We start from the raw sequence: 21,862 nt of genomic DNA, 5'->3' as shown, positions 1-21,862 counted from the left end.
ACTTGCTCTTTTCCTTTTAGAAGATTTTAGCACTCGTTCACAAAGAGTGCTAAAAAGTAAGTTTTTTATTTGACCTTTGCTGACTAAAAACATATAATAGCAGTAAGAATTTTAGAAGAAAAGAGGAAAATTATGATTCCTGTAGTTATTGAACAAACATCACGTGGAGAACGTTCTTACGACATCTATTCACGCCTTTTGAAAGATCGCATCATCATGTTGACGGGTCCTGTCGAAGATAATATGGCAAATTCTGTCATTGCGCAGCTTTTGTTCTTGGATGCTCAAGACCACACCAAGGATATTTACCTTTACGTCAACACGCCTGGCGGTTCTGTGTCGGCCGGTCTTGCCATTGTCGATACTATGAATTTCATTAAGGCTGATGTCCAAACCATTGTCATGGGGGTTGCAGCCTCTATGGGTACAATCATTGCTTCATCAGGAACTAAGGGAAAACGTTTCATGCTTCCAAATGCCGAGTATATGATTCACCAGCCAATGGGTGGTACTGGCGGCGGCACACAACAGACTGACATGGCTATCGCAGCAGAACATTTGCTTAAAACACGTAATAATCTTGAGCAAATCTTGGCAAAAAATTCTGGAAAAACTCTGAAGCAAATCCATAAAGATGCTGAGCGTGACTACTGGATGAGTGCCGAGGAAACCCTTAAATACGGCTTCATTGATGCCATCATGGAAAATAACGATTTAAACTAAAGTAGAGCAGGATTGTCCTGCTTTTTTACTGCCTAAGTACAAATTTATGGTATAATAGTGCAGTTATGGGAGTAGGCTTATCATCTTTAAATTTGAACAAGCAGGGCAGCATTGGTAGGGTCAATTCTCAACAAAATCAACCATCATTATAAAAATTGAAAGGAACGACCATGTTTGAAAAACAAGAACGGGTTAGCTTAGCGGTTTATCTTTACTATAACCGAGATGCTCGAAAATTACACAAATTTGGTGAGACTTTTTACCACTCTAAAAAATTGCGCTACGTCCTTCTTTATGTCAATGCAGAGGATGTTACTGAGTTGACAGCCCTGATTGGAAAACAAAAATTTGTTAAACGAGTGTCACCCTCTCACCTACATGAGATTGATCAAAATTTTGTCGGGAACCTCCAAAGAGTGGTGACAGACTAAAAAAGAAGAAAATTTAGTTAAAAGTATTGCTAATTTTCAGATAATTCAGTATACTTGTACAGTATAACAATTAAGAAAAGATTAAGGAGTTTATCTCATGAAGAAAAAATTCACTCTCGGCATGCTTGCATTTGCAAGTGCAGCGGTATTGGTAGCATGTGGTTCTGCCCCAACAGCAGGTTCGTCAGCAGCAGGTACTGAAATTGGCGACAACTTGAAAATCGGACTTAACTTTGAATTGTCAGGTGCAACTGCAGCCTACGGTTCAGCTGAGAAAAACGGTGCGGAACTTGCTATTGAAGAGCTTAAAGCAGCTGGTAAGAAAATTGAATCAGTATCTCAAGACAACAAATCTGAAAATGCTGAGGCAGCGACAGTTGCCACAAAATTGGCGACTGAAGAAAAAATCAACGTAATGATCGGCCCTGCAACCTCAGGTGCGGTAGCGGCGGCTATTCCAAACGTTACTTCAGCAGGTGTTCCTTTAATCACACCATCAGGAACTCAAGATTCACTGACTATCGGAGCTGACAAAAAAGTAAATGAGTACGTTTTCCGTACTACTTTCATTGACAGCTACCAAGGTGAAGTCTTGGCTAACTATGCTACTAACACTTTGAAAGCTGACAAGATTGTTCTTTACTACGACAATTCTTCAGACTACTCTAAAGGTATTGCCGATGTCTTTAAAGAAAAGTACAAAGGTGAAATCGTTGTAGAAGAAACGTTTGCAGCTAAAGATACTGACTTCCAAGCAGCCCTTTCAAAAATCAAAAAAGCTGACTACCAAGCAATCATCATGCCTGGTTACTACGAAGAAGCTGGTTCAATCATCAAACAAGCACGTGAAATGGGAATCACACAACCAATCGTAGGACCTGACGGATTCGCAGACAGCCGTATGATTGAGTTGGCTGGTGCTGATAATGTTGATGAAGTTTACTATATCTCAGGCTTCTCAGCGTCATCTTCTGACAAGGCGGCAGCTTTTGCTAAAGCATATGAAGCTAAATACGGTGAAGCACCATCAATGTTTGCGGCGCTTGCTTACGATGCTGTTTACATGGCAGTAGATGCAGCAGAAGGTGCTAAAACATCTAAAGATATTGCAGCAAATCTTGCTAAAGTAAAAGATTTTGAAGGAACAACTGGTACAATGACAATCAACGAGTCACACAACCCAGTGAAATCTGTATCTATCATCGGTTTGACAGATGGTAAAGAAACTTCTTCAACAGTCGTAGAAGCTAACTAAGTCTCATAACTTAGAAACTGAAATCAGTAAATGATTAAATCTGGGGAGCAAATTGTCTTCCCAGATATTATTATGTTATAGAAAGTTTGGTAAGAACATGTTTCAACAACTTGTTAATGCTTTAATCCTAGGAAGTGTATATGCACTCTTGGCCTTGGGTTATACCATGGTTTATGGGATTTTGAAGCTGATAAACTTTGCCCATGGCGATGTTTATATGATTGGAGCCTTCGTCGGCTACTATCTGATTAATACCTTCCACATGAATTTTTTTGTAGCCCTAGTGCTGACGATGATGATTACAGCTTGTATCGGAATGTTGATTGAATTTTTGGCCTATCGTCCTCTGCGACATTCGACAAAAATTGCTGCGCTAATCACAGCGATTGGTGTGTCTTTCCTTTTGGAATATGGTATGCAATACTTCGTCGGTAGTCAAAAACGCGCCTTTCCGCAAGCCCTTCAGACGGTTAAATTTGACCTTGGACCAATCTCGGTGACCAATGTTCAGTTGATTATTCTTGGTGTCTCTATTTTCTTGATGCTTGCTCTGCAATTTATTGTTAAGAAGACAAAGATGGGGAAAGCCATGCGTGCGGTGTCTGTAGATAGCGATGCAGCTCAACTGATGGGGATCAATGTCAATACAACCATCAGCTTTACCTTTGCTCTTGGTTCAGCCCTTGCTGGTGCAGCAGGTGTCCTTATCGGCCTTTACTACAACTCTATCGAGCCCTTGATGGGGATGGCTCCTGGTATCAAATCCTTTGTTGCTGCTGTTTTAGGTGGTATTGGTATTATTCCTGGTGCAGCTCTTGGTGGTGTTCTAATTGGATTCTTGGAAACACTATCGGTTCAGATTGGTCTATCAAGTTACAAGGATGCGGTTGTTTATGTGATTTTAATTTTAATTCTTCTTGTCCGTCCATCTGGAATTCTTGGTAAAAATGTGAAGGAGAAGGTGTAAGCATGAAAAAAAATATCAAACCTATTTTAGCTTGGCTTGCTCTTGTCATTGCTATTTATGCGATCTTGTCAGTTCTGATTAGTACAGGATTAGTTGGACTTTACTATATTCAAATCTTGATGGGAATTGGGATTTCCATGATTATGGCACTAGGGACTAACTTGGTCCTTGGTTTCTCAGGTCAATTTTCATTGGGACAGGCTGGTTTTATGGCCATTGGGGCTTACGCGACAGCCATTTTGACCAAAAGTATGCCAACCTACGGTGGCTTCTATCTCTCAATGCTGGTTGGTGCAGCTCTTGCGGCAACGATTGCTTTAGTCGTAGGTCTACCAACTCTTCGTCTGAAGGGGGATTACCTTGCCATTGCAACCCTTGGAGTAGCTGAAATTATCCGTATTGCCATCGTTAATGGTGGTACCTTAACCAATGGTGCTGCTGGGATATCGGGAATCCTGCCATATACGACATGGCCAATTGTCTTTGCTTTTGTGGTTTTGCTGATTGTTCTGAGCTTAAATTTCCTACGCAGTCCAATCGGTCGTAGCGTACTCTCTGTTCGAGAGGATGAAATTGCAGCTGAATCAATGGGTGTCAATACAACTCGTGTTAAGGTTCTTGTTTTTGTTATTGCTGCTATCATGTCAGCTATCGCAGGCTCTCTTTATGTAGGATATATTGGAACGATTGTTCCGAAGGATTTTGCATTGATGAAATCTATTGAGTACCTGATTATTGCGGTTCTTGGGGGTATTGGTTCAGTTACTGGGACAATCATTGCTGCCGTTGTACTAGGTTTCTTAAATATGTATCTGGCATCATTTGCAGACGTTCGTATGATTATCTACTCACTTGCTTTGATTTTGGTTATGGTGTTCCGTCCAGGTGGATTGCTTGGAACCAAAGAATTGAGCTTCTCAAAAATCTTTAATAAAACTAAGGAGGGCAAATAAATGGCACTTCTTGAAGTCAAAAATCTAACCAAAAACTTCGGTGGTTTGACTGCCGTTGGTGATGTCACTATGGAACTTCATGAGGGTGAATTGGTTGGCCTTATCGGGCCTAACGGTGCTGGGAAAACAACCCTCTTCAACCTTTTGACTGGTGTTTATGAACCTAGCGAAGGAACGGTCACTCTTGGTGGAACACTTTTGAATGGTAAAGCACCTTATAAAATTGCTTCGCTGGGTTTGTCCCGTACCTTCCAGAATATCCGCCTCTTTAAAAATATGACGGTTTTGGAAAATGTTTTGATTGGTTTTAACAATCATCATAAACCACATATTCTAGCATCGTTATTGCGTTTACCAAAATTTTATTCAAACGAAGAAGAGTTAAAATCAAAGGCGCTTGATTTGCTGAAAATTTTTGATTTGGATAAGGAGGCAGATACTCTCGCTAAAAATCTTCCCTATGGACAACAACGTCGTCTCGAAATCGTACGTGCGCTTGCGACAGAACCGAAAATTCTTTTCCTTGATGAGCCAGCAGCAGGTATGAACCCGCAAGAGACGGCAGACTTAACAGCGCTCATTCGTCAAATCAAGGAAGAGTTTGGTATTACCATCATCCTCATTGAGCACGACATGAGCTTGGTAATGGAAGTAACTGAACGCATCTACGTGTTAGAGTATGGCCGTCTTATTGCTCACGGTACGCCAGAGGAAATCAAAAATAACAAACGTGTTATTGAAGCTTATCTTGGAGGTGAAATTTAATGGCAATGTTAGAAGTAAAAAACCTCTCGGTTAGCTACGGCGCTATCGAAGCGGTCAAAAACGTCTCTTTTGAAGTTCATGAGGGAGAGGTTGTGACCTTGATTGGCGCCAACGGTGCAGGAAAAACCTCTATTCTTCGCACCATTTCAGGTCTTGTTAAAGCCAGCGGTGGTGAAATTGTCTATGCTGGTACTGACATCAGCAAGGTTCCGGCTCGTAAAATCGTTGCAGATGGTCTGGCGCAGGTACCAGAAGGGCGTCATGTCTTCGCTGGTTTGACTGTCATGGAAAATCTTGAAATGGGTGCCTTTTTGAAAAACAATAAGGATGAAAATGCGGCTAACTTGAAGAAAGTTTTTGCGCGTTTCCCTCGTTTGGAGGAACGTAAAAATCAAGACGCGGCAACTCTATCAGGTGGTGAACAGCAGATGCTTGCTATGGGGCGTGCCCTCATGAGCCAGCCCAAGCTCCTTCTCCTTGATGAGCCATCAATGGGGCTTGCTCCAATTTTCATTCAAGAAATTTTTGATATTATTCAAGATATTCAAAAACAAGGAACAACCGTTCTCTTAATCGAGCAAAATGCTAACAAAGCGCTGTCAATCGCCGACCGTGGATACGTCCTTGAAACAGGTAAAATTGTACTCTCAGGAACAGGAAAAGAACTTCTTGAATCTGATGAAGTACGAAAAGCATACTTGGGTGGTTAAGGTGAAAGGCTCTGGGCTGGATATGTGAAAACATGTTTAGACCTAACTGTTTCTCAAACATTAACATTCATTGTGGCTGTGAGTCTAACTCGCAGTCATTTTCTGTCTTGAGCATCTTTATGTGCTCGTAAGTTCTAAAAGAGGTCTCTAGCCAAAATTCAATGAAGATGTGGTAAAATAGGACATGTGATTTTAACATGATATTTAATAAAAATCTTAAGATGAAATAAAAAGATGAACAGCAGGAGCCACCCCTGCTAGGAAAGGAATTATACACACATGGCTACTATTCAATGGTTGAATCCTTGAAGCCATGTTTTGCATACTGAAAGAACGATAAAATATTTTGACTAAACACTTAAAAAGCCTTGTATCACAAGGCTTTTTGCTATATCTAATTTACTTCTTATTCTTAAGCGAGAAAAAATTGATTGAGCAATAATAGTCAAAAATAAGCATGGTTTGCCCAATTTTTTGCCCAAAATTTTGTATAATAGAATCAGATAAATTTCAGCTAACCTAGGTTAGTCTTTTGCTTACACAAAAGACTAACCTAGGTTAGTCTTTTGCTTACACAAAAGACTAATACCATTGGTCAAGCTCTTCAAACAAGGAGATGTGTATGGCAATCAAAGGAATCACACTTAAAGAGAGCATGAATAAGTCAGTTCAAGCAATCATGCCGCTTGATGAAGAAAAAGAGGAATTCAATCATAAATTAGTTGGTTACCTCACTCACTTGAGAGATAAGGAACTGGAATCTGAAGAATATCAGAAAAACCTGCTTAAGGTCTTTTTAGAAAGCATACTACCTTATAATTTCATCAATACTTTCAATAGGATTGACCTTGCCATCTACAATGGGAAAGATGCCAATTCATCACTGGGTGTTCTATTTGAATGCAAGAGTCTTTCCAATAAGTCTGAAATGATGTCAACGGAAAAAATCAATTCCAAAGCATTTCAAGAAATTGTTTATTATTATCTACAGGAACGCTTATTCAATAAAAATTTAGAAATCAAAAAGTATATTATCACAAATGGTCTATCTTGGTTTGTGATAGAAGCTAAAGAATTTGAAAAGCATTTTTTCAAAAATAAAAAGCTAGTTGACCTTGTAACAAAGTTTAAGAACAATCAGCTTTCTAGCAACAAAACAGATTTTTTATACCCTGAAGTCATTGCACCAGAAATTGATAAAGCCATTGAAAAGGGAATTGTGATTGCTCACTTTGATTTAAGTTATGCTTTGATCAAATCTAGCAAAAATATTGAAATCAAGAAAAATAATCTGACTCAGCTTTATCGTTTTTTCACAGCAGAGAATCTTCTTAATAAAGAGATTTTCACGGATTCAAATAAGCTCAATAAGAATTTCTATGATGAATTGCTTTATTTGATGGGGCTAGAAGAAACGAAGTCAGGGACTTCAAAAATTATTTCACGTTTGAAACCTACTAAACGCCAACGGTATTCTTTTGTTGAGAATATCATTGATAAATTGGAGATGAAAGATGTTCCAAAAGAAAAGCAGGAAGAGATTGCTATTCAACTAACAGTTGTCTGGACAAATAGAATTCTATTTTTGAAACTGTTAGAATCTCAGCTGGTGTTGTTCAACAAAGATGAATCTTATAGGTTCTTGACCTATGAAAAACTGCCTAACTTTGAGGAGATTTATAGCTTATTCTTTGCTGTACTTGCTAAGAAAGAATCTGAAAGAAATGACCGAGTTCAAGAAAAATTTGGTTATGTTCCTTATCTAAACTCATCACTATTTGAAGAAACAGAATTAGAAATTTCTAGAGATGGGATTGGAATTGATAGATTACCAGAGGGAGATATTGAAATTTTCTCCAAAACAGCTCTTAAAGGCGTAGATAAAAAACGTAAAAAAGGGAATATCAATTTTATTGAATATCTCTTTGAGTTCTTAGCTTCCTATGACTTCTCGACCTCCATTAGTCACCATAAAAAATCTAAGAATGACCTTATCAATGCGTCAGTTCTGGGATTGATTTTTGAGAAAATCAACGGCTACCGTGATGGCTCTTTTTATACGCCAGGCAATATTACCATGTATATGTCACGTAAAGCGATTCGTACAGCAGCAGTGGACAAAGTTAATGAGGCACTCGACTGGCAGTTTGAAACAATCGAAGATATAAAGTTTAATATACGTAATGCTCAAATTGCTAAAAAGGTATCAGATGCGATTGACAGTTTGAAGGTTTGTGACCCTGCTGTGGGGTCAGGGCACTTCCTCGTATCAGTCCTGAATGAAATTATTGCTCTTAAAAGTGATTTAAATGTTTTGTTTGACGCTGATGGCAACTATATTGGAAACCTGATTCAATGTTATGTTATCAATGATGAGCTAGTCATTCAAGATATGTCTGGAAATAATTTTGTGTATCAGACAGGTAATCAGCAGTCAGAACAAATTCAAAAGGCAATTTTCAACCAGAAGAGACATATTCTGGAAAATTCGCTCTTTGCAGTGGATATTAATCCGAGTTCGGTCAATATTTGCCGTTTGCGTCTCTGGATTGAACTCTTGAAGTCTTCTTATTACTATCAGGATACTGATACCAACCAACCTGTTTTGACGACTTTGCCAAATATTGATATTAATATCAAAGTGGGGGATAGTCTCCTTCATAAGTTTGAATTTGACTATGAATTTGATATGAGACGGACGGATTTCAAAGATTATCTCGGTTTAGTTCGAGACTACAAGGAAACGAACAATAAACGAGTAAAAGCAGAAATCTGGGAAAGAATTGAAAGTCTTAAACACTCCTTTGATGACACAGCTTCAAGTCCTGAATTAAAGAAATTATCTCGGCTCATATCCGAACGAAATAAGGCTGGTGCCATTAGCTTATTTGAGGAAGAAAATAATAACTCTAAAGAAGTAGCGGCATTAAATAAGCAACTAGCAAAAGCTGAAAAGGAATTGGAATACAGACTGAAAAATCCATTATTCGCTAAAGGTATGGAATGGCGAATGGAATTTCCTGAGATTTTGGGAGAAGCTGGCGAATTTCTCGGCTTTGATCTTGTGATTGGGAATCCGCCTTATATCTTTGCTCGTAATCAGTCCTTTACAGATGATATGAAAGCTTACTACTCAAGGACTTATCAAGTAAGTGAATACCAAGCCAATACCTATACTATATTCATGGAATTGGCTTATCAACTCTTGCGTAAAGGTGGGACATTCTCCTATATCATTCCAAATAACTTTTTGACCATTCAGACCAATTCAAGGGTTCGTCAGTTTATCACGGAGCAGACGAGTGATGTTGTTTTGATCAATTCTCTGGATAAGATTTTTGTGGATGCTAGCGTGGATAACTGTATCATTTTCTTTAAGAAAAACGCTCCAAACTGGATTGAAGTAGCAGAATTACATCACGGCGAGTTCAACACTGTCGGACGAGTTTCGTCAGATTTCTTTGGAGAAATCCCTACCTTTTCAATCTCGATGGTCAAGTATAAGTCAGCAATTTCAGCATATAAACGAATTGATAAAATTAGGGGAATAAATGATTCTAAGATAGCAAACATAGGAGTTGGCATAGAAGCATATAGAAAAGGGAGAGGTAATCCTAAGCAAACAGAAGAAGATGTAAAAGCTCGGATTTATCATTCATCTAAAAAAATTGATGATTCCTATGTAAAATATCTCGAGGGAAAAAATGTTTCTAGATATAAATTATCTTGGAACGGCGAGTATATTAAATACGGTGTACATCTTTCAGAACCAAGACCTTCAGTAAATTTTCAAAATCCTAGGTTAATTGTTAGGCAAATACCTTCCCACAAATCTTATTCAATTGAAGCAGCGTATACCGATGAACATTTAATCAACGATAGAAATTCCAATATCATTGGAGATATAGAAGTAAATCCTCTTTATTTGTTAGGTGTAATCAATTCAAAAGCAATTTCATTATGGTTTATGATGAAGTTTGACAAATTCCAACGAAGAGTATTCCCTCAATTTAAGGCAAATGAATTAGGTCAATTCCCAATTCCAGATGCCACTGATTCCCAGCAAGAAGAAGTAGCACAGCTTGTTGAACAACTGATGGAAGAAATAAAAAAAGATTCTCCTGACACTGAAAAAGTCAATCAGCTTAATCAGGAAATTGATGAACTTGTCATGGATTTGTTTGAATTGACGGAAGAGGAAAAGCAGACAGTTAGAGAGTTTGAGGTATAGAAAGTAGGTATAAATGGCAAAAAGTTTAAAAAGTCAATTCCGAGATATTGAGAGAAATTTGGTCAGAGAAACGAACAAAATGGTGAAGAGTGCTAATAAGAAGATAAAGCCTGTTATCCTTCCAACACAACTAGATTCCTCTAAAACAGCACTAAACTTTAACGAATATCATCAAGACAATAGCACACATGTTTCAATCGGTGGTGATATGATGAATTCTCAAATAGGCGGTCACAATAATACGATAAATATTGACTATTCTGATACGAAGATTGAGAAACTATTTGAGAATATCAAGGAGTATTCAAGAACATTGGACGATGAGGAACAGAGCGAGTTAATAACAATTTTTAATGTCGTACAAGAAACTGGAAAGCTTGACAATCACCCAAGTTTTTTTGACAAACACCCAATACTAGAAATGGCTTTTAGTGCTATTACAACATGGGGAATTGAGAATGGAATTGATAGTCTTGTTGGAATAATTTCAAATACATTTAAGTGAAAAGTTTTTTATTTGATGGAAATAGAAAATGAAGAGTTTGAGGTGTAGATGATGTTGGACTTAGAGAAAATTTTGAGGGGAATGATTTCTGCAAAATTCAAGGACTTGAGGGGAAGCATCTCACCAGATATCATTTCAAATGGCCAAAGAACTGCAATCTACAACATTGAAAAAGGTAAAAATCCTAAAAGCGGAAATTTTGTAACCGACACTTTACTGGAGGATTACTCTAGCTATTTTGGAATGGATAAGTCAGAGCTTATCTTTGGAGATGCTCACTTAAGTGAAACCCATCAAGAAAAATCTGTTCAGGCAATTACAGAATTTATCAATCATATTGGTTTTGCCCAATAATTGCCCAATAAACAAGAGTTTTACAGATGCAAGGCTGACCCCCCTGCTAGGAAAGGAATTATACACACATGGCTATTATTCAATGGTTTATTGGACATGTATGAAAAGCCAACAAAATTGAAAGAAAATTTGGTACCTGTTTTTTAGAATTAACTCAGCGTAAAAGCCTGATTCTACGGGCTTTTTTAGCTTTCCTTTATATTTTTTAACATTTTGAATTACACCAAAGAATTAGTAAGCATAAAGGAACACGTAGTATAAGTTAAAGAAGAGATAAATGCGAAACTAATTGATGATGCATTCTTAAGGAAAGTGAGCAAACTAGTTGCGATATGAAAAACTATTTGATAAACTTGTTCTTGTGATTGATACAAGAACATAAAGGAGACCGAATGGATACAAAGTTTTCAGTAGCCCTTCATATACTGACCATGATCAGTGAGAGTAAGGAAATACTTAGCTCGCAAGCCCTAGCTGAGAGCGTTGGCACCAATGCCAGCTACATCCGCAAGGTGATTGCACTTTTGAAAAATGCAGGCTTAATCACTTCGCACCAAGGGAGATCAGGCTACCAATTGAGCAAGTCCCCTAAGGATATTAGCTTATTGGAAATCTACCTTGCGACTCAAGAAGTGGAGCATATTCGACTGTTTCAGATACACCAGAATGCCAATCTTACTTGTCCAGTTGGGAAACATATAGAAGGTGCAATGGTTCCCATCTTTTCCAGCGTTGAACAAGAACTGGAAAATCAACTCAGTCGTCAATCCTTAGATAATGTGATTGATAATCTCTATCAATCCGCACAAGAAACCCGAATCTGACCTCGGTCAGATTTTATAAACCCAAACATAGACCTGTAAGTGATACAGGAACAAACTAACTAATAGAAAAGAGAAGAACATGAAAGCAGCACAACACACATCTTATAACAAAAACAATCTCACCCTTAACCTTACAGAAATTGCTAAACCACAAATCAAGCCTAACCAAGTCCTTGTCAAAGTGACCGCAGCAGGCGTTAATCCATTGGACAATATGATCTCACGCGGAGATGTGAAATTGATAGTTCCTTACAAATTGCCACAAACAGCTGGAAATGAAGTGGTTGGCTTGGTTGAAGAAGTAGGTTCAAGCGTGACGACATTTGCAGCAGGTGATCGTGTCTTCGGACGTCTTCCGCTTGATAGTATCGGTGCTTTTGCTGAGTATGTAGCGGTTAACGCTCAGGCTCTTGCTAAGGTTCCTGCCTACTTGACAGATGAAGAAGCGGCAGCTGTTCCTTTGACAGCTTTGACCATCATGCAGGCCCTCGACCTCATGGGTGCTGAGGCAGGCAAGACCATCTTCATCTCAGGCGGAACTGGTGTTGGCGGTATGGCTATTCCGATTGCCAAAGCTAAGGGCTTGACCGTTATCACTAATGGTGATGGGGAAAATGCAGAGCGGGTGTTGTCATTGGGTGCAGACCAGTTTATCGATTACAAGACAGAAGATTACACAAAAATACTTAACAATGTTGACTATGTCTTGGACACACTTGGTGGTGCAGAAACAGAGAAACAAATGTCCATCATGAAAAAAGGTGGACAGCTGGTTTCCCTTCGTGCCATGCCAAATGGAGAATTTGCCAAACGCATGAATTTGCCAAAATGGAAACAAATCTTGTTTGGCTTAGCTGGTCGTTCATTTGACAAAATGGCTAAGAAATACGGTGTTCACTACCATTTCATTTTCGTAGAGAGCAATGGTCGCCAACTACAAGAGGTAGCAGATATTTTCAGCAAGTTAGAAATCAAACCGTCTATCGATACTGTTTACCCATTTGAAGAAGTCAATGCAGCACTTGATAAGGTTGCCAACGGTCGTTCACGCGGAAAAACCGTCCTCAGTTTCAACTAAAATAATAAAATATACAAGGAAACATCATGTCATATATTACAACTAAAAACCAATACATCACCGTTTCAAACAATAAAATCGCCTACCGTGAGCTCAGCAAGGGCAAGTCTGATATTCCTTTGGTCATGCTGGTTCACCTAGCGGCGACCTTGGACAACTGGGATCCAAAATTGCTGGATTTGCTGGCTGAAAAGCACCATGTGATTGTCCTAGACCTTCCTGGCGTAGGAGCTAGTCAAGGCAAGGTGGCCCCAACTATTCCAGGAATGGCTGAGCAGGCTGTTTCCATTATCAAGGCTTTGGGTTATGAGAAAATCAATTTGCTAGGTCTGTCTATGGGTGGTTTCATTGCTCAAGAAATCGTTCGCCTGGATAGTCAGCTGGTCAACCGTTTGATTTTAGCAGGTACAGGTCCTCGTGGTGGTTTTGAAGTTGATAAGGTGACTGGAAAAACCTTCCGCTACATGCTGAAGGCTGGTTTAGAGCGTGTGGATCCAAAACGCTACATCTTCTACAATCATGATGAAGCAGGTCGTTTGGAAGCAGAAAAAGTCTTGGGTCGTATGGGGCAAAGAAGTGCTGCTCATGCAGACAAGGACATGAATGTTCCAGGATTTTTGACCCAGCTCAAAGCTATCAAACGCTGGGGAAGAGAGCCGCAAGATGACATGACCTTTATCACTCAGCCAACTCTTATCGTCAACGGTGATAAGGACATGCAGGTTCCAACAGAAAATTCTTATACCATGCATGAGAAGATCAAAAATAGCCAACTGATCATCTATCCAAATGCAGGACATGGCTCGATCTTCCAAAATGCAGAAGAGTTTTCAAAAGCCTTACTAGCCTTTTTGGAGGAAACCAATGCCTAAAACCATTTTAATCACTGGTTCGACGGATGGGATCGGCAAACACCTAGCCATGAAACTAGCTGGTGAAGGTCATGAAGTGATTTTGCACGGGCGAAATAGTGAAAAGCTCCGTGTAGCCCTCAGTGATATGCAACTAAAAACAGGAAATAAAAAGATTCACGGCTATCTTGCAGATTTTTCCAAGTTAGCAGATGTCTATCGTTTCAGCCAAGAAATTAAACGCGATTTTGAGCAGATTGATGTCTTGTTCAACAATGCGGGTGCTTACTTTGGTGATGCTCGTGTGGCAACAGCGGAAAATATCGAGATGACCTTTATGCTGTCTGTTCAAGTTCCTTATATCTTGACGACGGAGTTGCTGCCCTTGCTGGAAAAAGCACCAGCAGGCAGGGTCGTTCACACCTCTTCCTTCATGCACCATTTTGCACAAACCAGAGGCTTGGATTTTGGTTTAGAGCAGAGCTATTCTGCAGCCACGGCTTACAATAATGCCAAATTATACACCATTTGGCTGGCCATTGCTCAGGCAGAGGCCCTAGAAAAGCAAGGTTCATCTGTGACCGTCAATGCCTACCATCCTGGCTTGATTGCGACAAATTTGGGCAATGATGGTATCAAACGCAATCTGAGAAGTCGGATTCTCACCAGTCTGATGAAACCGTTTTCCAAGGATTTGGATCAAGGGATTGAAACGGGTTACTACTTAAGCCTGTCACCAGAGGTGGCTGGAGTATCAGGTCGTTATTTTGCGGAGAAAAGGTTGGCTAAGGTCAGCTTGAAAGGATTTGATGTGGCAAAGAGCCAAGCCTTACTAGACTATCTTGATAAGAAAATTCAAATATTCAAGGAGAGCTACGGTGACTAAGATTTTGTTAGAAAACCTCCAACTTCCTAATGGTCAGGTCTTAGACAATCGCTTTTTCAAATCCGCTATGAGCGAAACCATGGCAGATAGTCAGGGAGCTCCCTCAGATGACCTGATTGCCTTATATGATTTTTGGGCCAAGCAGGGAATGGGTGTCCTAGTGACAGGCAATGTCATGGTGGACGGCCGCTACCTTGGTGAGCCGGGCAATGTGGTCCTTGATTCAGACGATCATCTGGCTCAATTTCGGAAATGGGCAACCGTTGGGAAAAAGAACGGTGTGCCTATCTGGCTCCAGCTCAATCACCCTGGCAAACAGATGTATCGGTCAATCAATCAAACTCCGATTGCACCCAGTGCCATTCCGATTTCTGGAGGTTCAGCTTCGGCCTTTCGTCCACCGAGAGAAATGACTGTGTTTGACATCAAAGAAGCCAGAGATAAATTTATTGCAGCAGGCCTTCGGGCAAAAGCAGCAGGATTTACAGGTGTACAGTTACACGCTGCACATGGTTACTTGATCAATCAATTCCTCTCACCAGCAGATAATCAGCGGACGGACCGCTATGGTGGCAATCTGGACAATCGCATGCGATTTTTGGTGGAAGTCTATCAAGGTCTGCGTGACAAAGTGGGACCAGATTTTACCATCGCCTTGAAATTGAATGCTTCTGATTTTAAGGAAGAAGGCTTTGGTTTTGAGGATTGTAAGCATGTGGTGAAAACCATGTCTGACTTGGGTATAGACCTGATTGAAATTTCAGGTGGCAATTATGAGACACCTGTTTTTGGTAGTGAATATGAGAATGGTGCTGGATTTGTGACCTACGCCCTTGCCTTAGCAGATTTGACTTCTGTTCCTATTGTTTCAACAGGCGGTTTCCGAAAAGTCACTCAGATGGAGGAGGCTATCAAGGGTGGTGTGTCCATGATTGGTCTTGCCAGACCCTTTGTCCTTCGTCCAAATCTTGTCAATGATTACCGTCAAGTCGGTGATGTGCAACTGACAACGCCTCGCCTGACAACAGGTATTCCTAAAATGGATAAGGCTCTTGGTCCCATTATCGGTGTCAGTTATTACGAGGTCCAGATGAAACGCTTGGCCAAGGGAAAATCTGTCACCGTCAGTCAAAATGCCTGGCCCTATCTTCTCCAAACCGTCAAGGCACACGGCCTGTCAGCCTTGAAACCGAGGAGGAAGTAGAATAGACTAGAAAAGATTTGAGAGTTCATCTCAGATCTTTTTTCGATGGATTGAGATGAGAAAAATAAATCCGACACTTTTGTTAAAAATTGTCGTTCTCTAACAGTCATTATTTGGGTAAACTAAATACATCAAATGAAAGGAGGTTTGCTTGATGTCATTTTTAGAAGCAAACGAAAAAATCGCAGAGAAAGTTGTTGGTGCCCATAAGGCAATAGAAAAAACGGTTGTGGGAGGCTATAAGGCAACAGAAAATGCAGCAGTTTCAGGCTTCAATACAATTTCAGATAAATTTATCGGAGCATTTTTTACAAAGGATAATGAAACAGTAGAGGAAGCAAAGGCCCGCATGTCTAAAATGGACTTTAATCAACCTAACTCATCTAAGGGTGATGACAAGTAAGCAAGAGTAGATTTTCTTGCTAACCATACTAAATAATAAGAAGAAAAGGAATATTATGAAAAAAAGAGATTTTATCAGTTTGATTGCTTATACGGTGAGTTTATTGGTCTTAGCTTTAGGGATGTGCTTTTATACCTTGCCAGAATGGAAAATGACTACCCTAGGAATGCCCTTATCGGTAGCCGGTCTGCTATTACTTGCACTATCTTGGGTTCTGCAGAGGAAGTTAGCAGGTAAAGGGGCTCCTAAGTTTGATTGGAAACAGATTGTTAAAGTCATCTACTGTGTTTTTGCCTTGTTGGTTTTTGGTGGAGGCTTCGCCCTTGTGACAACTGGGAATTTTGTTCTGGGTCTAGTCCTAGGCCTTGTTGGCCTTATATTAGTGATTGGGATGATTCCTGTAACTGTTGGCTTAAAAAATTAAAGAAAACCTGAGGGATGTCTCAGGCTTTTATTGCTTTCTGGTGATACAGATTTGGATGATGTCAGCTATCTCTTCAATCGATTCAGCACAGCCATTTCTCACCCACTTGGATACGACTTGTGTTATGCCTGCCAGAAAGAAGCTAGATACATAGGCAATTTGTACTGGATTTTGGATCCCTTGAGCATGAAAGCGAGGAGTAAAAATCGTTGCTAGCAAGTGTTCAAAGTGTTCCTTGTGGTGAAAATCTAATTCGTGATGAAGATAAATCTGATAGATTTTCTGGTGGTCTTTTACAAATTGTAGGTAGGGAATGAGGTAGGCATCCCCTGTTAAATCAGCTTCGATGTTTATGTTGCTAAGATCATGAGATGGGAATTTAGTTAAAAAAAGCTGAGTAAGGAATTGATTGGCATCTTCTAATAAGTCAAATTGATTGTCATAATAATGATAAAAGGTAGAGCGATGCACCTTGGCTTGCTTACAAATTTTGCTAACAGAAATGTCTTCAAAATCTTCCTCATCTAAGAGAAGAATCAATGCTTGTTGCAGTTTTGTTTTGGCTGATTCAGTCATAGTTTCCGATCCTTTGGTTTCATTACTTACTAGTCTACCTCAACATTCTGTTTGAAACAAGTCGCTTTTACCACTTCGTTTCATTTATGACAATTGATACAACTGACAAGTTTCTCCAAATCCCTAATTTCTTCTTGAATGAAATTAACTGACTAGCAAACGTTCTGTCTGCCTTGAAACCGAGGAAGAAGTAGAATAGACTAGAAAAGATTTGAGAGTTCATCTCAGATTTTTTTTTGTGCGATAAATAAACCTACCAACAATTTTCAAAAAAAGTTGTAATAAAACTGTTGACAACTTCGAAGGGTTAGGATATACTAGTTTACATAAAGTTGTAACAAAATAATTTACAACAAAAAACAATTCGGAGGAAAAGAAAATGAAAATAGCAGTAGTAGCAGCAAACGGTAAAGCAGGTAGCTTGATTGTGAAAGAAGCGGTAGCACGTGGTTTTGAAGTAACGGCCATCGTTCGTGGTGAAAATAAGACAGTAGCACAGCAGGTTATTCAAAAGGATGTTTCTGACTTGACAGCCGATGATGTGATTGGTTTTGATGCGGTAGTGGATGCAGTAGGTGCTTGGACAGCAGACACTGTCCATGTGGTTCCTGATGCAGCCAAACATTTGGCGGCTATCCTAAAAGATTCACAAACACGTTTGCTTGTGGTAGGTGGAGCGGCAAGCCTCTATGTTAATCCAGAACATACCTTGACTGTGGCAGATGTGACAGAGTTTCCAGCGGAAGTATTGCCTGTGCTAAATGCTCACAAGGAAGCACTTGAGGCCCTTCGTCAAGTAGATGATGTCAACTGGACCTATGTAAGCCCGGCAGGTGATTTCCAAGCAGACGGTGAACGGACAGGTCGCTATATTCTTGGCGGTGAAGAGTTGGTCTTGAACAGCAAGGGAGAAAGTGTTATTTCCTATGCAGATTATGCCATTGGTATGATTGATGAGATTGCATCAGGTGATCATCTCAAAGCACGTATTAGCCTTGTCAGCGAGTAAAAGGTTGTTATGCAGATCTCAAATAAATTTACCATTGCCATTCATGCCTTGGCCTTTATCCATCTCTTTCAAGACCAGCAACGTGTCACCAGCAAGGTTTTGGCAAACAGCATTCAAGCCAATCCCGTTATCATTCGCTCGGTTCTATCTGGTTTGAAGGATGCGGGAATTGTAGATGCCAAGCAGGGTAGTGGCGGTTTTCGTTTAGCAAAGCCACTTGATGACATTAGCCTTTATGATATCTTTGTTACGGTTGACAATATCGATAAGAAAGGCTTGTTCAACTTTCATGAAAATCCCCATCCCGACTGTATCGTAGGGGGGAATATCCATGCTGCTGTGGACGACAAACTAGTCCAAGTCCAGACAGCTATGGAGAAAGAATTGAAAACTATGTATATGTCTGATGTTCTGGTTGACCTAGAAAAAGCCATTGAAGAAAAAGTGAAAAGGAATTAAATTGTTATCTTTTCACAATGCTCACTATATACAAAAAAGACTTAGAGTGACTGAAAAACAGTTGTCTAAGTCTTTTTGCTTGGTCTGGTCAAGATTGTTGATAAGCTTGCTCTATTGCTCACCCATCAACCGCATGATGTCATCAGGGCTTTCCTTACAGCCTCTAGCAACCCAGGTTTTAAGCACTCGGAAAAATCCTCCCACAATAAATTGCAGGTGAAAATCATCAGTCAAGTCCCCCAGTCTTTCTTTGAAATAGCGTTCCAAGACCTCCTCGAGCATGTAGTCCAAATGGTTGGCTGTCAACAATCGAATCTTGTCCTGTTGCTCATACCAAAAGTCAAAAAATTGCCGTAAAGCTAGTAAGAGATGAGCATCTGACCAATCCGACAAGTCAATCTGTTGCTCGGTCAACCAGGCTTGCAATTCCAAGTTGAAGGATCGTTCGAGCACCTCTTCCTTATTGGAAAAGTTTCTGTAAAAGGTCACCCGACCGATGCCAGCTCGCTCCACCAACTCTGACACACTAATCTTTTCAAAAGATTTGTCTTCCAGCAACTCCCACAAAGCCTCTACGACACTCTCCACAAATAACGACTCTTTCCGCTTCACTCTTTCCATGCGAAACACTTCCTTTCATTTGTTTCCTTTTGGGCAAATAGCAGAGCTGGGACTAGTTTTCCTACTGTTCATCTGCTATACTGATAAAAAAACGAAACACTTGTTTCTAAAAATATACCATAAAGGACAGAAAAAAAGAAAGTATGAAAAAAGTTTGGAAAATAGTAGCAGCTGTAATAGCCACCTTAGCTTTGCTTGGTTTTATTGCCTATAAAATGACCTTTGGTTGGTCCGCTCCTGAGCTTGTTGATCAGACCCCACAAGTGAATGAATGGTACAGCCTCAGTCCCGAAGGGGTTGTAGATTCTCAGGGCAATCAGGCACACGGCCTGCTTCGTATCGGTAAAGAGAAGAATAAGGTGATGGTCTATTTCTTTGGTGGTGGTGTGAGTATCAATGAAGAGACTGCTAGTGGAGGGACTCAATATTATGCGACCACAACTGGCCATCAAGATTATGTTGCGACTTGGGGAATTGGAAGTTCCCAGGAAGATAATCCATTTAAGGACTGGACTATGATTGTGCTTCCGTATGGGACAGGAGATTTTCATGCTGGCACACAGAATTTTACTTACGTAGATGATAAAGGTAAGGAACAAGCGATTTATCATCAGGGTTATAATAATTTGTCAAGTATATTAGCGGCAGCCAAATCGCACGTTGGCAATCCCGATACACTTCTGGTGACTGGATTTTCAGCTGGCGGATTTGCGACCTCACTGCTAGCGGATGATGTCATTTCTCATTTTCCAACGGCGAAAAATGTCACCGTTGCAGTTGACAGTTCCTTTTTGAGACATGATAACTGGAAAAGTATTGCGGAAAATGTCTGGAAGACACCGACTTCCATTAGTGACCGTCTCCATTCAGACAATATTGTTTTAGATAGCTTAGTAGCCCTCCATGAGAAACGCGGGGATAGCGTTAAGATTTTATTTGACATTTCCTATCGAGATGGAATTCTTCAGCAATATCAGGCTTATATTGACCAAGGGCAACTAGCAGATGCAACAGAAGAGAGCAGTGAGCACTTTCAAAAAGAACTTAAAAAAATGATTCAAGAACTGCAATCTAAAATTAATGGCGTGGGTATTTTTATCTGGAACTATGGGCAAGATGAAAAGACCACAGCTACTCAGCACACCACCATTAACTTCTCAACATTCTTTACCCCTATGTCTCAAGACAAGAGTGTGGCAGAATGGCTGGATGATGCGGTTAACGGAGAGGTAAAGAGTTACGGGTTAGAACTATTAGATTAGGAGAACAACATGAAAAAATTCAAAAAAATCATCTTATGGATCCTTGGGATTGTAGCTAGTCTCGGTATCATTGCTTATGTGTCTGTTACCAATCATCCGCAGTTGATGGTCGGTGTCATTCAATCGTTTATGTACAAGGAAAGTTCACCTAACTCTTACAGTCCCCTATATGATCCCATTGACGGCTTGAAAGATAATGGTCAGTATTTGAAAAGTGAGATTGCCTATAGCAAGGAATATCCTAACAGTTTTTTAGATATTACCTATCCAGACCAAAATTTTGAAGTTGACCGTCCAACCCTCTTCTATTTCCACGGTGGTGGATTCTTTGGAGGCAGCAAAAATATGGGGGACCCTCTGGCTGCTAGCCAATCGACCTATCTCATTGACGATATCGTTTCAAAAGGTTACAACGTTGTTAATGTTGACTACGCTTTGGTGCCCGATTACCATTTTCCAACGCCTGTGATTCAGATGAATCAGGCTATCGCCTACATGAAGGAACATGCTGAAGAATACCATTTGAACATGGATAATGTTGTCTTGATGGGTTCATCAGCAGGTGCCATCATGGTAGCACAATACGGTAGCCTCTTAGCAAATAATGATTACGCTCAGCTATTGAACATTGAACCAAGTATTGCAAAAGAACATGTCAAAGCTCTGATCATCGACGACGCTCCCTTAGATTACGCCAAGTTTAGCTTAAGCACGAAGCTCTTGGTTGGAAATTATGTTTCAGAAACCATTTATCTAAGTGAGGAAGAAATCAATGCCTATAACCCGATTTCACATGTGAACAAGGACTACCCAGCTAGTTTCCTTCTGGGAAGCGAGTATCGAACAGATATGGTATCGCTCAACAAGGCCTTGAAGCAAGCGGGAGTTGAAAATGAATTGGTCGATCCCTTAGCAGAAGAAGGGCTTGAAAAGCCACATGGCTTTGTGGCTAATTTACGAACAGACCCTGTGTCGGCCAAAGCATTTGAGCGGATGATTACTTTTATAAACGATAGAGCCAAGGAATAAAATAGATGACGATACAAGAATTGTCTCCGAAGTGGCGTCAATGGATAATTGTCTTACGAATCGTAGCGGTACTTTTGCCCCTGCTTTTCTTGCTTTATTTTAGTTGCTAGATGACATTCTTAAAGTATCTTTGTATTACACGTTCAGCATATGCAAAGATTGAGCGAGGAGAACATACATTATCAGCTGAGGTTTTAATACAATTCTCGAATCTTTACAACGTCAGTACTGATTATTTGTTGGGGCAAACTGACTTTCCCCACCGAATAAAGAATAATTTAAAATAGTCCTTCCTGATTTGTTCATTGACAATTGAATAATTCTAGGAGGGACTTTATTTAT

At 40.0% G+C, this 21,862-nt stretch carries 22 protein-coding genes and 2 pseudogenes; 22 read left to right on the top strand and 2 right to left on the bottom strand.

Annotation, left to right across the window (positions count from 1 at the left end):
• The first annotated feature begins 108 nt into the window (after nucleotides 1-108).
• From G576_RS0111935 to G576_RS0111855, 17 genes and pseudogenes are all read left to right on the top strand, one after another.
• On the top strand, nucleotides 109-723 hold the full coding sequence (locus tag G576_RS0111935) for an ATP-dependent Clp protease proteolytic subunit (protein ID WP_083960048.1): 615 nt from the start codon (nucleotides 109-111) through the stop codon (nucleotides 721-723).
• A 170-nt stretch (nucleotides 724-893) separates the two neighbouring features.
• A complete protein-coding gene (locus G576_RS0111930; RefSeq protein WP_027974804.1) occupies nucleotides 894-1,154 on the top strand; it encodes a DUF2129 domain-containing protein in 261 nt (86 codons plus the stop codon).
• Nucleotides 1,155-1,251: 97 nt separating this feature from the next.
• Nucleotides 1,252-2,409 carry an ABC transporter substrate-binding protein gene (locus tag G576_RS0111925; protein WP_027974803.1) on the top strand — a complete coding sequence of 386 codons (1,158 nt, stop codon included), beginning with the start codon at nucleotides 1,252-1,254 and terminating at the stop codon, nucleotides 2,407-2,409.
• Nucleotides 2,410-2,506: 97 nt separating this feature from the next.
• Nucleotides 2,507-3,376, top strand: coding sequence for a branched-chain amino acid ABC transporter permease (locus tag G576_RS0111920; RefSeq protein ID WP_027974802.1), 870 nt, complete (start codon nucleotides 2,507-2,509; stop codon nucleotides 3,374-3,376).
• Between the two features lie 2 nt (nucleotides 3,377-3,378).
• Nucleotides 3,379-4,329, top strand: coding sequence for a branched-chain amino acid ABC transporter permease (locus tag G576_RS0111915; RefSeq protein ID WP_027974801.1), 951 nt, complete (start codon nucleotides 3,379-3,381; stop codon nucleotides 4,327-4,329).
• Nucleotides 4,330-5,094, top strand: a complete 765-nt coding sequence (locus G576_RS0111910; RefSeq protein ID WP_027974800.1) for an ABC transporter ATP-binding protein — start codon at nucleotides 4,330-4,332, stop codon at nucleotides 5,092-5,094.
• The gene (locus G576_RS0111905; protein ID WP_027974799.1) at nucleotides 5,094-5,804 is read left to right on the top strand and encodes an ABC transporter ATP-binding protein; all 711 of its coding nucleotides are present in this window, start codon (nucleotides 5,094-5,096) and stop codon (nucleotides 5,802-5,804) included. The genes G576_RS0111910 and G576_RS0111905 overlap by 1 nt, the downstream gene beginning before the upstream one ends.
• 622 nt (nucleotides 5,805-6,426) lie before the next feature.
• Nucleotides 6,427-10,035: a type IIG restriction enzyme/methyltransferase gene (locus G576_RS0111900; protein WP_027974798.1), complete on the top strand. Its 3,609-nt coding sequence runs from the start codon at nucleotides 6,427-6,429 to the stop codon at nucleotides 10,033-10,035.
• 13 nt (nucleotides 10,036-10,048) lie between these two features.
• Nucleotides 10,049-10,540, top strand: a complete 492-nt coding sequence (locus tag G576_RS0111895; RefSeq protein ID WP_027974797.1) for a hypothetical protein — start codon at nucleotides 10,049-10,051, stop codon at nucleotides 10,538-10,540.
• A 51-nt stretch (nucleotides 10,541-10,591) separates the two neighbouring features.
• Nucleotides 10,592-10,828 (top strand): annotated as a pseudogene (locus G576_RS12900) (hypothetical protein); the annotation flags it as partial.
• A gap of 458 nt (nucleotides 10,829-11,286) precedes the next feature.
• Nucleotides 11,287-11,718 carry an Rrf2 family transcriptional regulator gene (locus G576_RS0111885; RefSeq protein WP_027974796.1) on the top strand — a complete coding sequence of 144 codons (432 nt, stop codon included), beginning with the start codon at nucleotides 11,287-11,289 and terminating at the stop codon, nucleotides 11,716-11,718.
• Nucleotides 11,719-11,797: 79 nt separating this feature from the next.
• The gene (locus G576_RS0111880; protein WP_027974795.1) at nucleotides 11,798-12,796 is read left to right on the top strand and encodes an NADP-dependent oxidoreductase; all 999 of its coding nucleotides are present in this window, start codon (nucleotides 11,798-11,800) and stop codon (nucleotides 12,794-12,796) included.
• Nucleotides 12,797-12,822: 26 nt separating this feature from the next.
• The gene (locus tag G576_RS0111875) at nucleotides 12,823-13,668 is read left to right on the top strand and encodes an alpha/beta fold hydrolase (protein ID WP_027974794.1); all 846 of its coding nucleotides are present in this window, start codon (nucleotides 12,823-12,825) and stop codon (nucleotides 13,666-13,668) included.
• The gene (locus tag G576_RS0111870) at nucleotides 13,661-14,533 is read left to right on the top strand and encodes an SDR family NAD(P)-dependent oxidoreductase (protein WP_027974793.1); all 873 of its coding nucleotides are present in this window, start codon (nucleotides 13,661-13,663) and stop codon (nucleotides 14,531-14,533) included. The genes G576_RS0111875 and G576_RS0111870 overlap by 8 nt, the downstream gene beginning before the upstream one ends.
• Nucleotides 14,526-15,737, top strand: coding sequence for an NADH:flavin oxidoreductase/NADH oxidase family protein (locus G576_RS0111865; protein ID WP_027974792.1), 1,212 nt, complete (start codon nucleotides 14,526-14,528; stop codon nucleotides 15,735-15,737). Before G576_RS0111870 ends, G576_RS0111865 begins: the two co-directional genes overlap by 8 nt.
• A gap of 154 nt (nucleotides 15,738-15,891) precedes the next feature.
• Nucleotides 15,892-16,140: a hypothetical protein gene (locus tag G576_RS0111860; RefSeq protein WP_024382292.1), complete on the top strand. Its 249-nt coding sequence runs from the start codon at nucleotides 15,892-15,894 to the stop codon at nucleotides 16,138-16,140.
• Nucleotides 16,141-16,195: 55 nt separating this feature from the next.
• Nucleotides 16,196-16,564, top strand: a complete 369-nt coding sequence (locus G576_RS0111855; RefSeq protein WP_027974791.1) for a hypothetical protein — start codon at nucleotides 16,196-16,198, stop codon at nucleotides 16,562-16,564.
• Between the two features lie 27 nt (nucleotides 16,565-16,591).
• On the opposite strand, the gene G576_RS0111850 is transcribed toward G576_RS0111855, so the two are convergent.
• On the bottom strand, nucleotides 16,592-17,140 hold the full coding sequence (locus G576_RS0111850; RefSeq protein ID WP_027974790.1) for a TetR/AcrR family transcriptional regulator: 549 nt from the start codon (nucleotides 17,138-17,140) through the stop codon (nucleotides 16,592-16,594).
• A 379-nt stretch (nucleotides 17,141-17,519) separates the two neighbouring features.
• Between G576_RS0111850 and G576_RS0111845 the strand changes: the two genes are divergently transcribed.
• On the top strand, nucleotides 17,520-18,149 hold the full coding sequence (locus G576_RS0111845) for an NAD(P)-dependent oxidoreductase (protein WP_027974789.1): 630 nt from the start codon (nucleotides 17,520-17,522) through the stop codon (nucleotides 18,147-18,149).
• A gap of 9 nt (nucleotides 18,150-18,158) precedes the next feature.
• Nucleotides 18,159-18,608 (top strand): Rrf2 family transcriptional regulator, encoded by a 450-nt coding sequence (locus G576_RS0111840; RefSeq protein ID WP_027974788.1) that lies wholly within the window; start codon nucleotides 18,159-18,161, stop codon nucleotides 18,606-18,608.
• A 111-nt stretch (nucleotides 18,609-18,719) separates the two neighbouring features.
• Here G576_RS0111840 and G576_RS0111835 read toward each other — a convergent pair whose 3' ends face one another.
• A complete protein-coding gene (locus G576_RS0111835; RefSeq protein WP_027974787.1) occupies nucleotides 18,720-19,229 on the bottom strand; it encodes a TetR/AcrR family transcriptional regulator in 510 nt (169 codons plus the stop codon).
• A 143-nt stretch (nucleotides 19,230-19,372) separates the two neighbouring features.
• Between G576_RS0111835 and G576_RS0111830 the strand changes: the two genes are divergently transcribed.
• The 3 genes and pseudogenes from G576_RS0111830 to G576_RS13440 all read left to right on the top strand — a co-directional run.
• Entirely contained in the window at nucleotides 19,373-20,491 is a 1,119-nt protein-coding gene (locus tag G576_RS0111830; RefSeq protein WP_027974786.1) for a pectin acetylesterase-family hydrolase, read from the top strand.
• Between the two features lie 9 nt (nucleotides 20,492-20,500).
• Nucleotides 20,501-21,520, top strand: coding sequence for an alpha/beta hydrolase (locus tag G576_RS0111825; RefSeq protein WP_027974785.1), 1,020 nt, complete (start codon nucleotides 20,501-20,503; stop codon nucleotides 21,518-21,520).
• Nucleotides 21,521-21,648: 128 nt separating this feature from the next.
• A pseudogene (locus tag G576_RS13440) lies at nucleotides 21,649-21,807 on the top strand (helix-turn-helix domain-containing protein); the annotation flags it as partial.
• Nucleotides 21,808-21,862: the final 55 nt, after the last annotated feature.

Origin of the sequence: Streptococcus porci DSM 23759, from assembly GCF_000423765.1 — a bacterium.
GTDB lineage: Bacteria > Bacillota > Bacilli > Lactobacillales > Streptococcaceae > Streptococcus > Streptococcus porci.
This window is presented reverse-complemented; position numbering and strand designations above follow the sequence as displayed.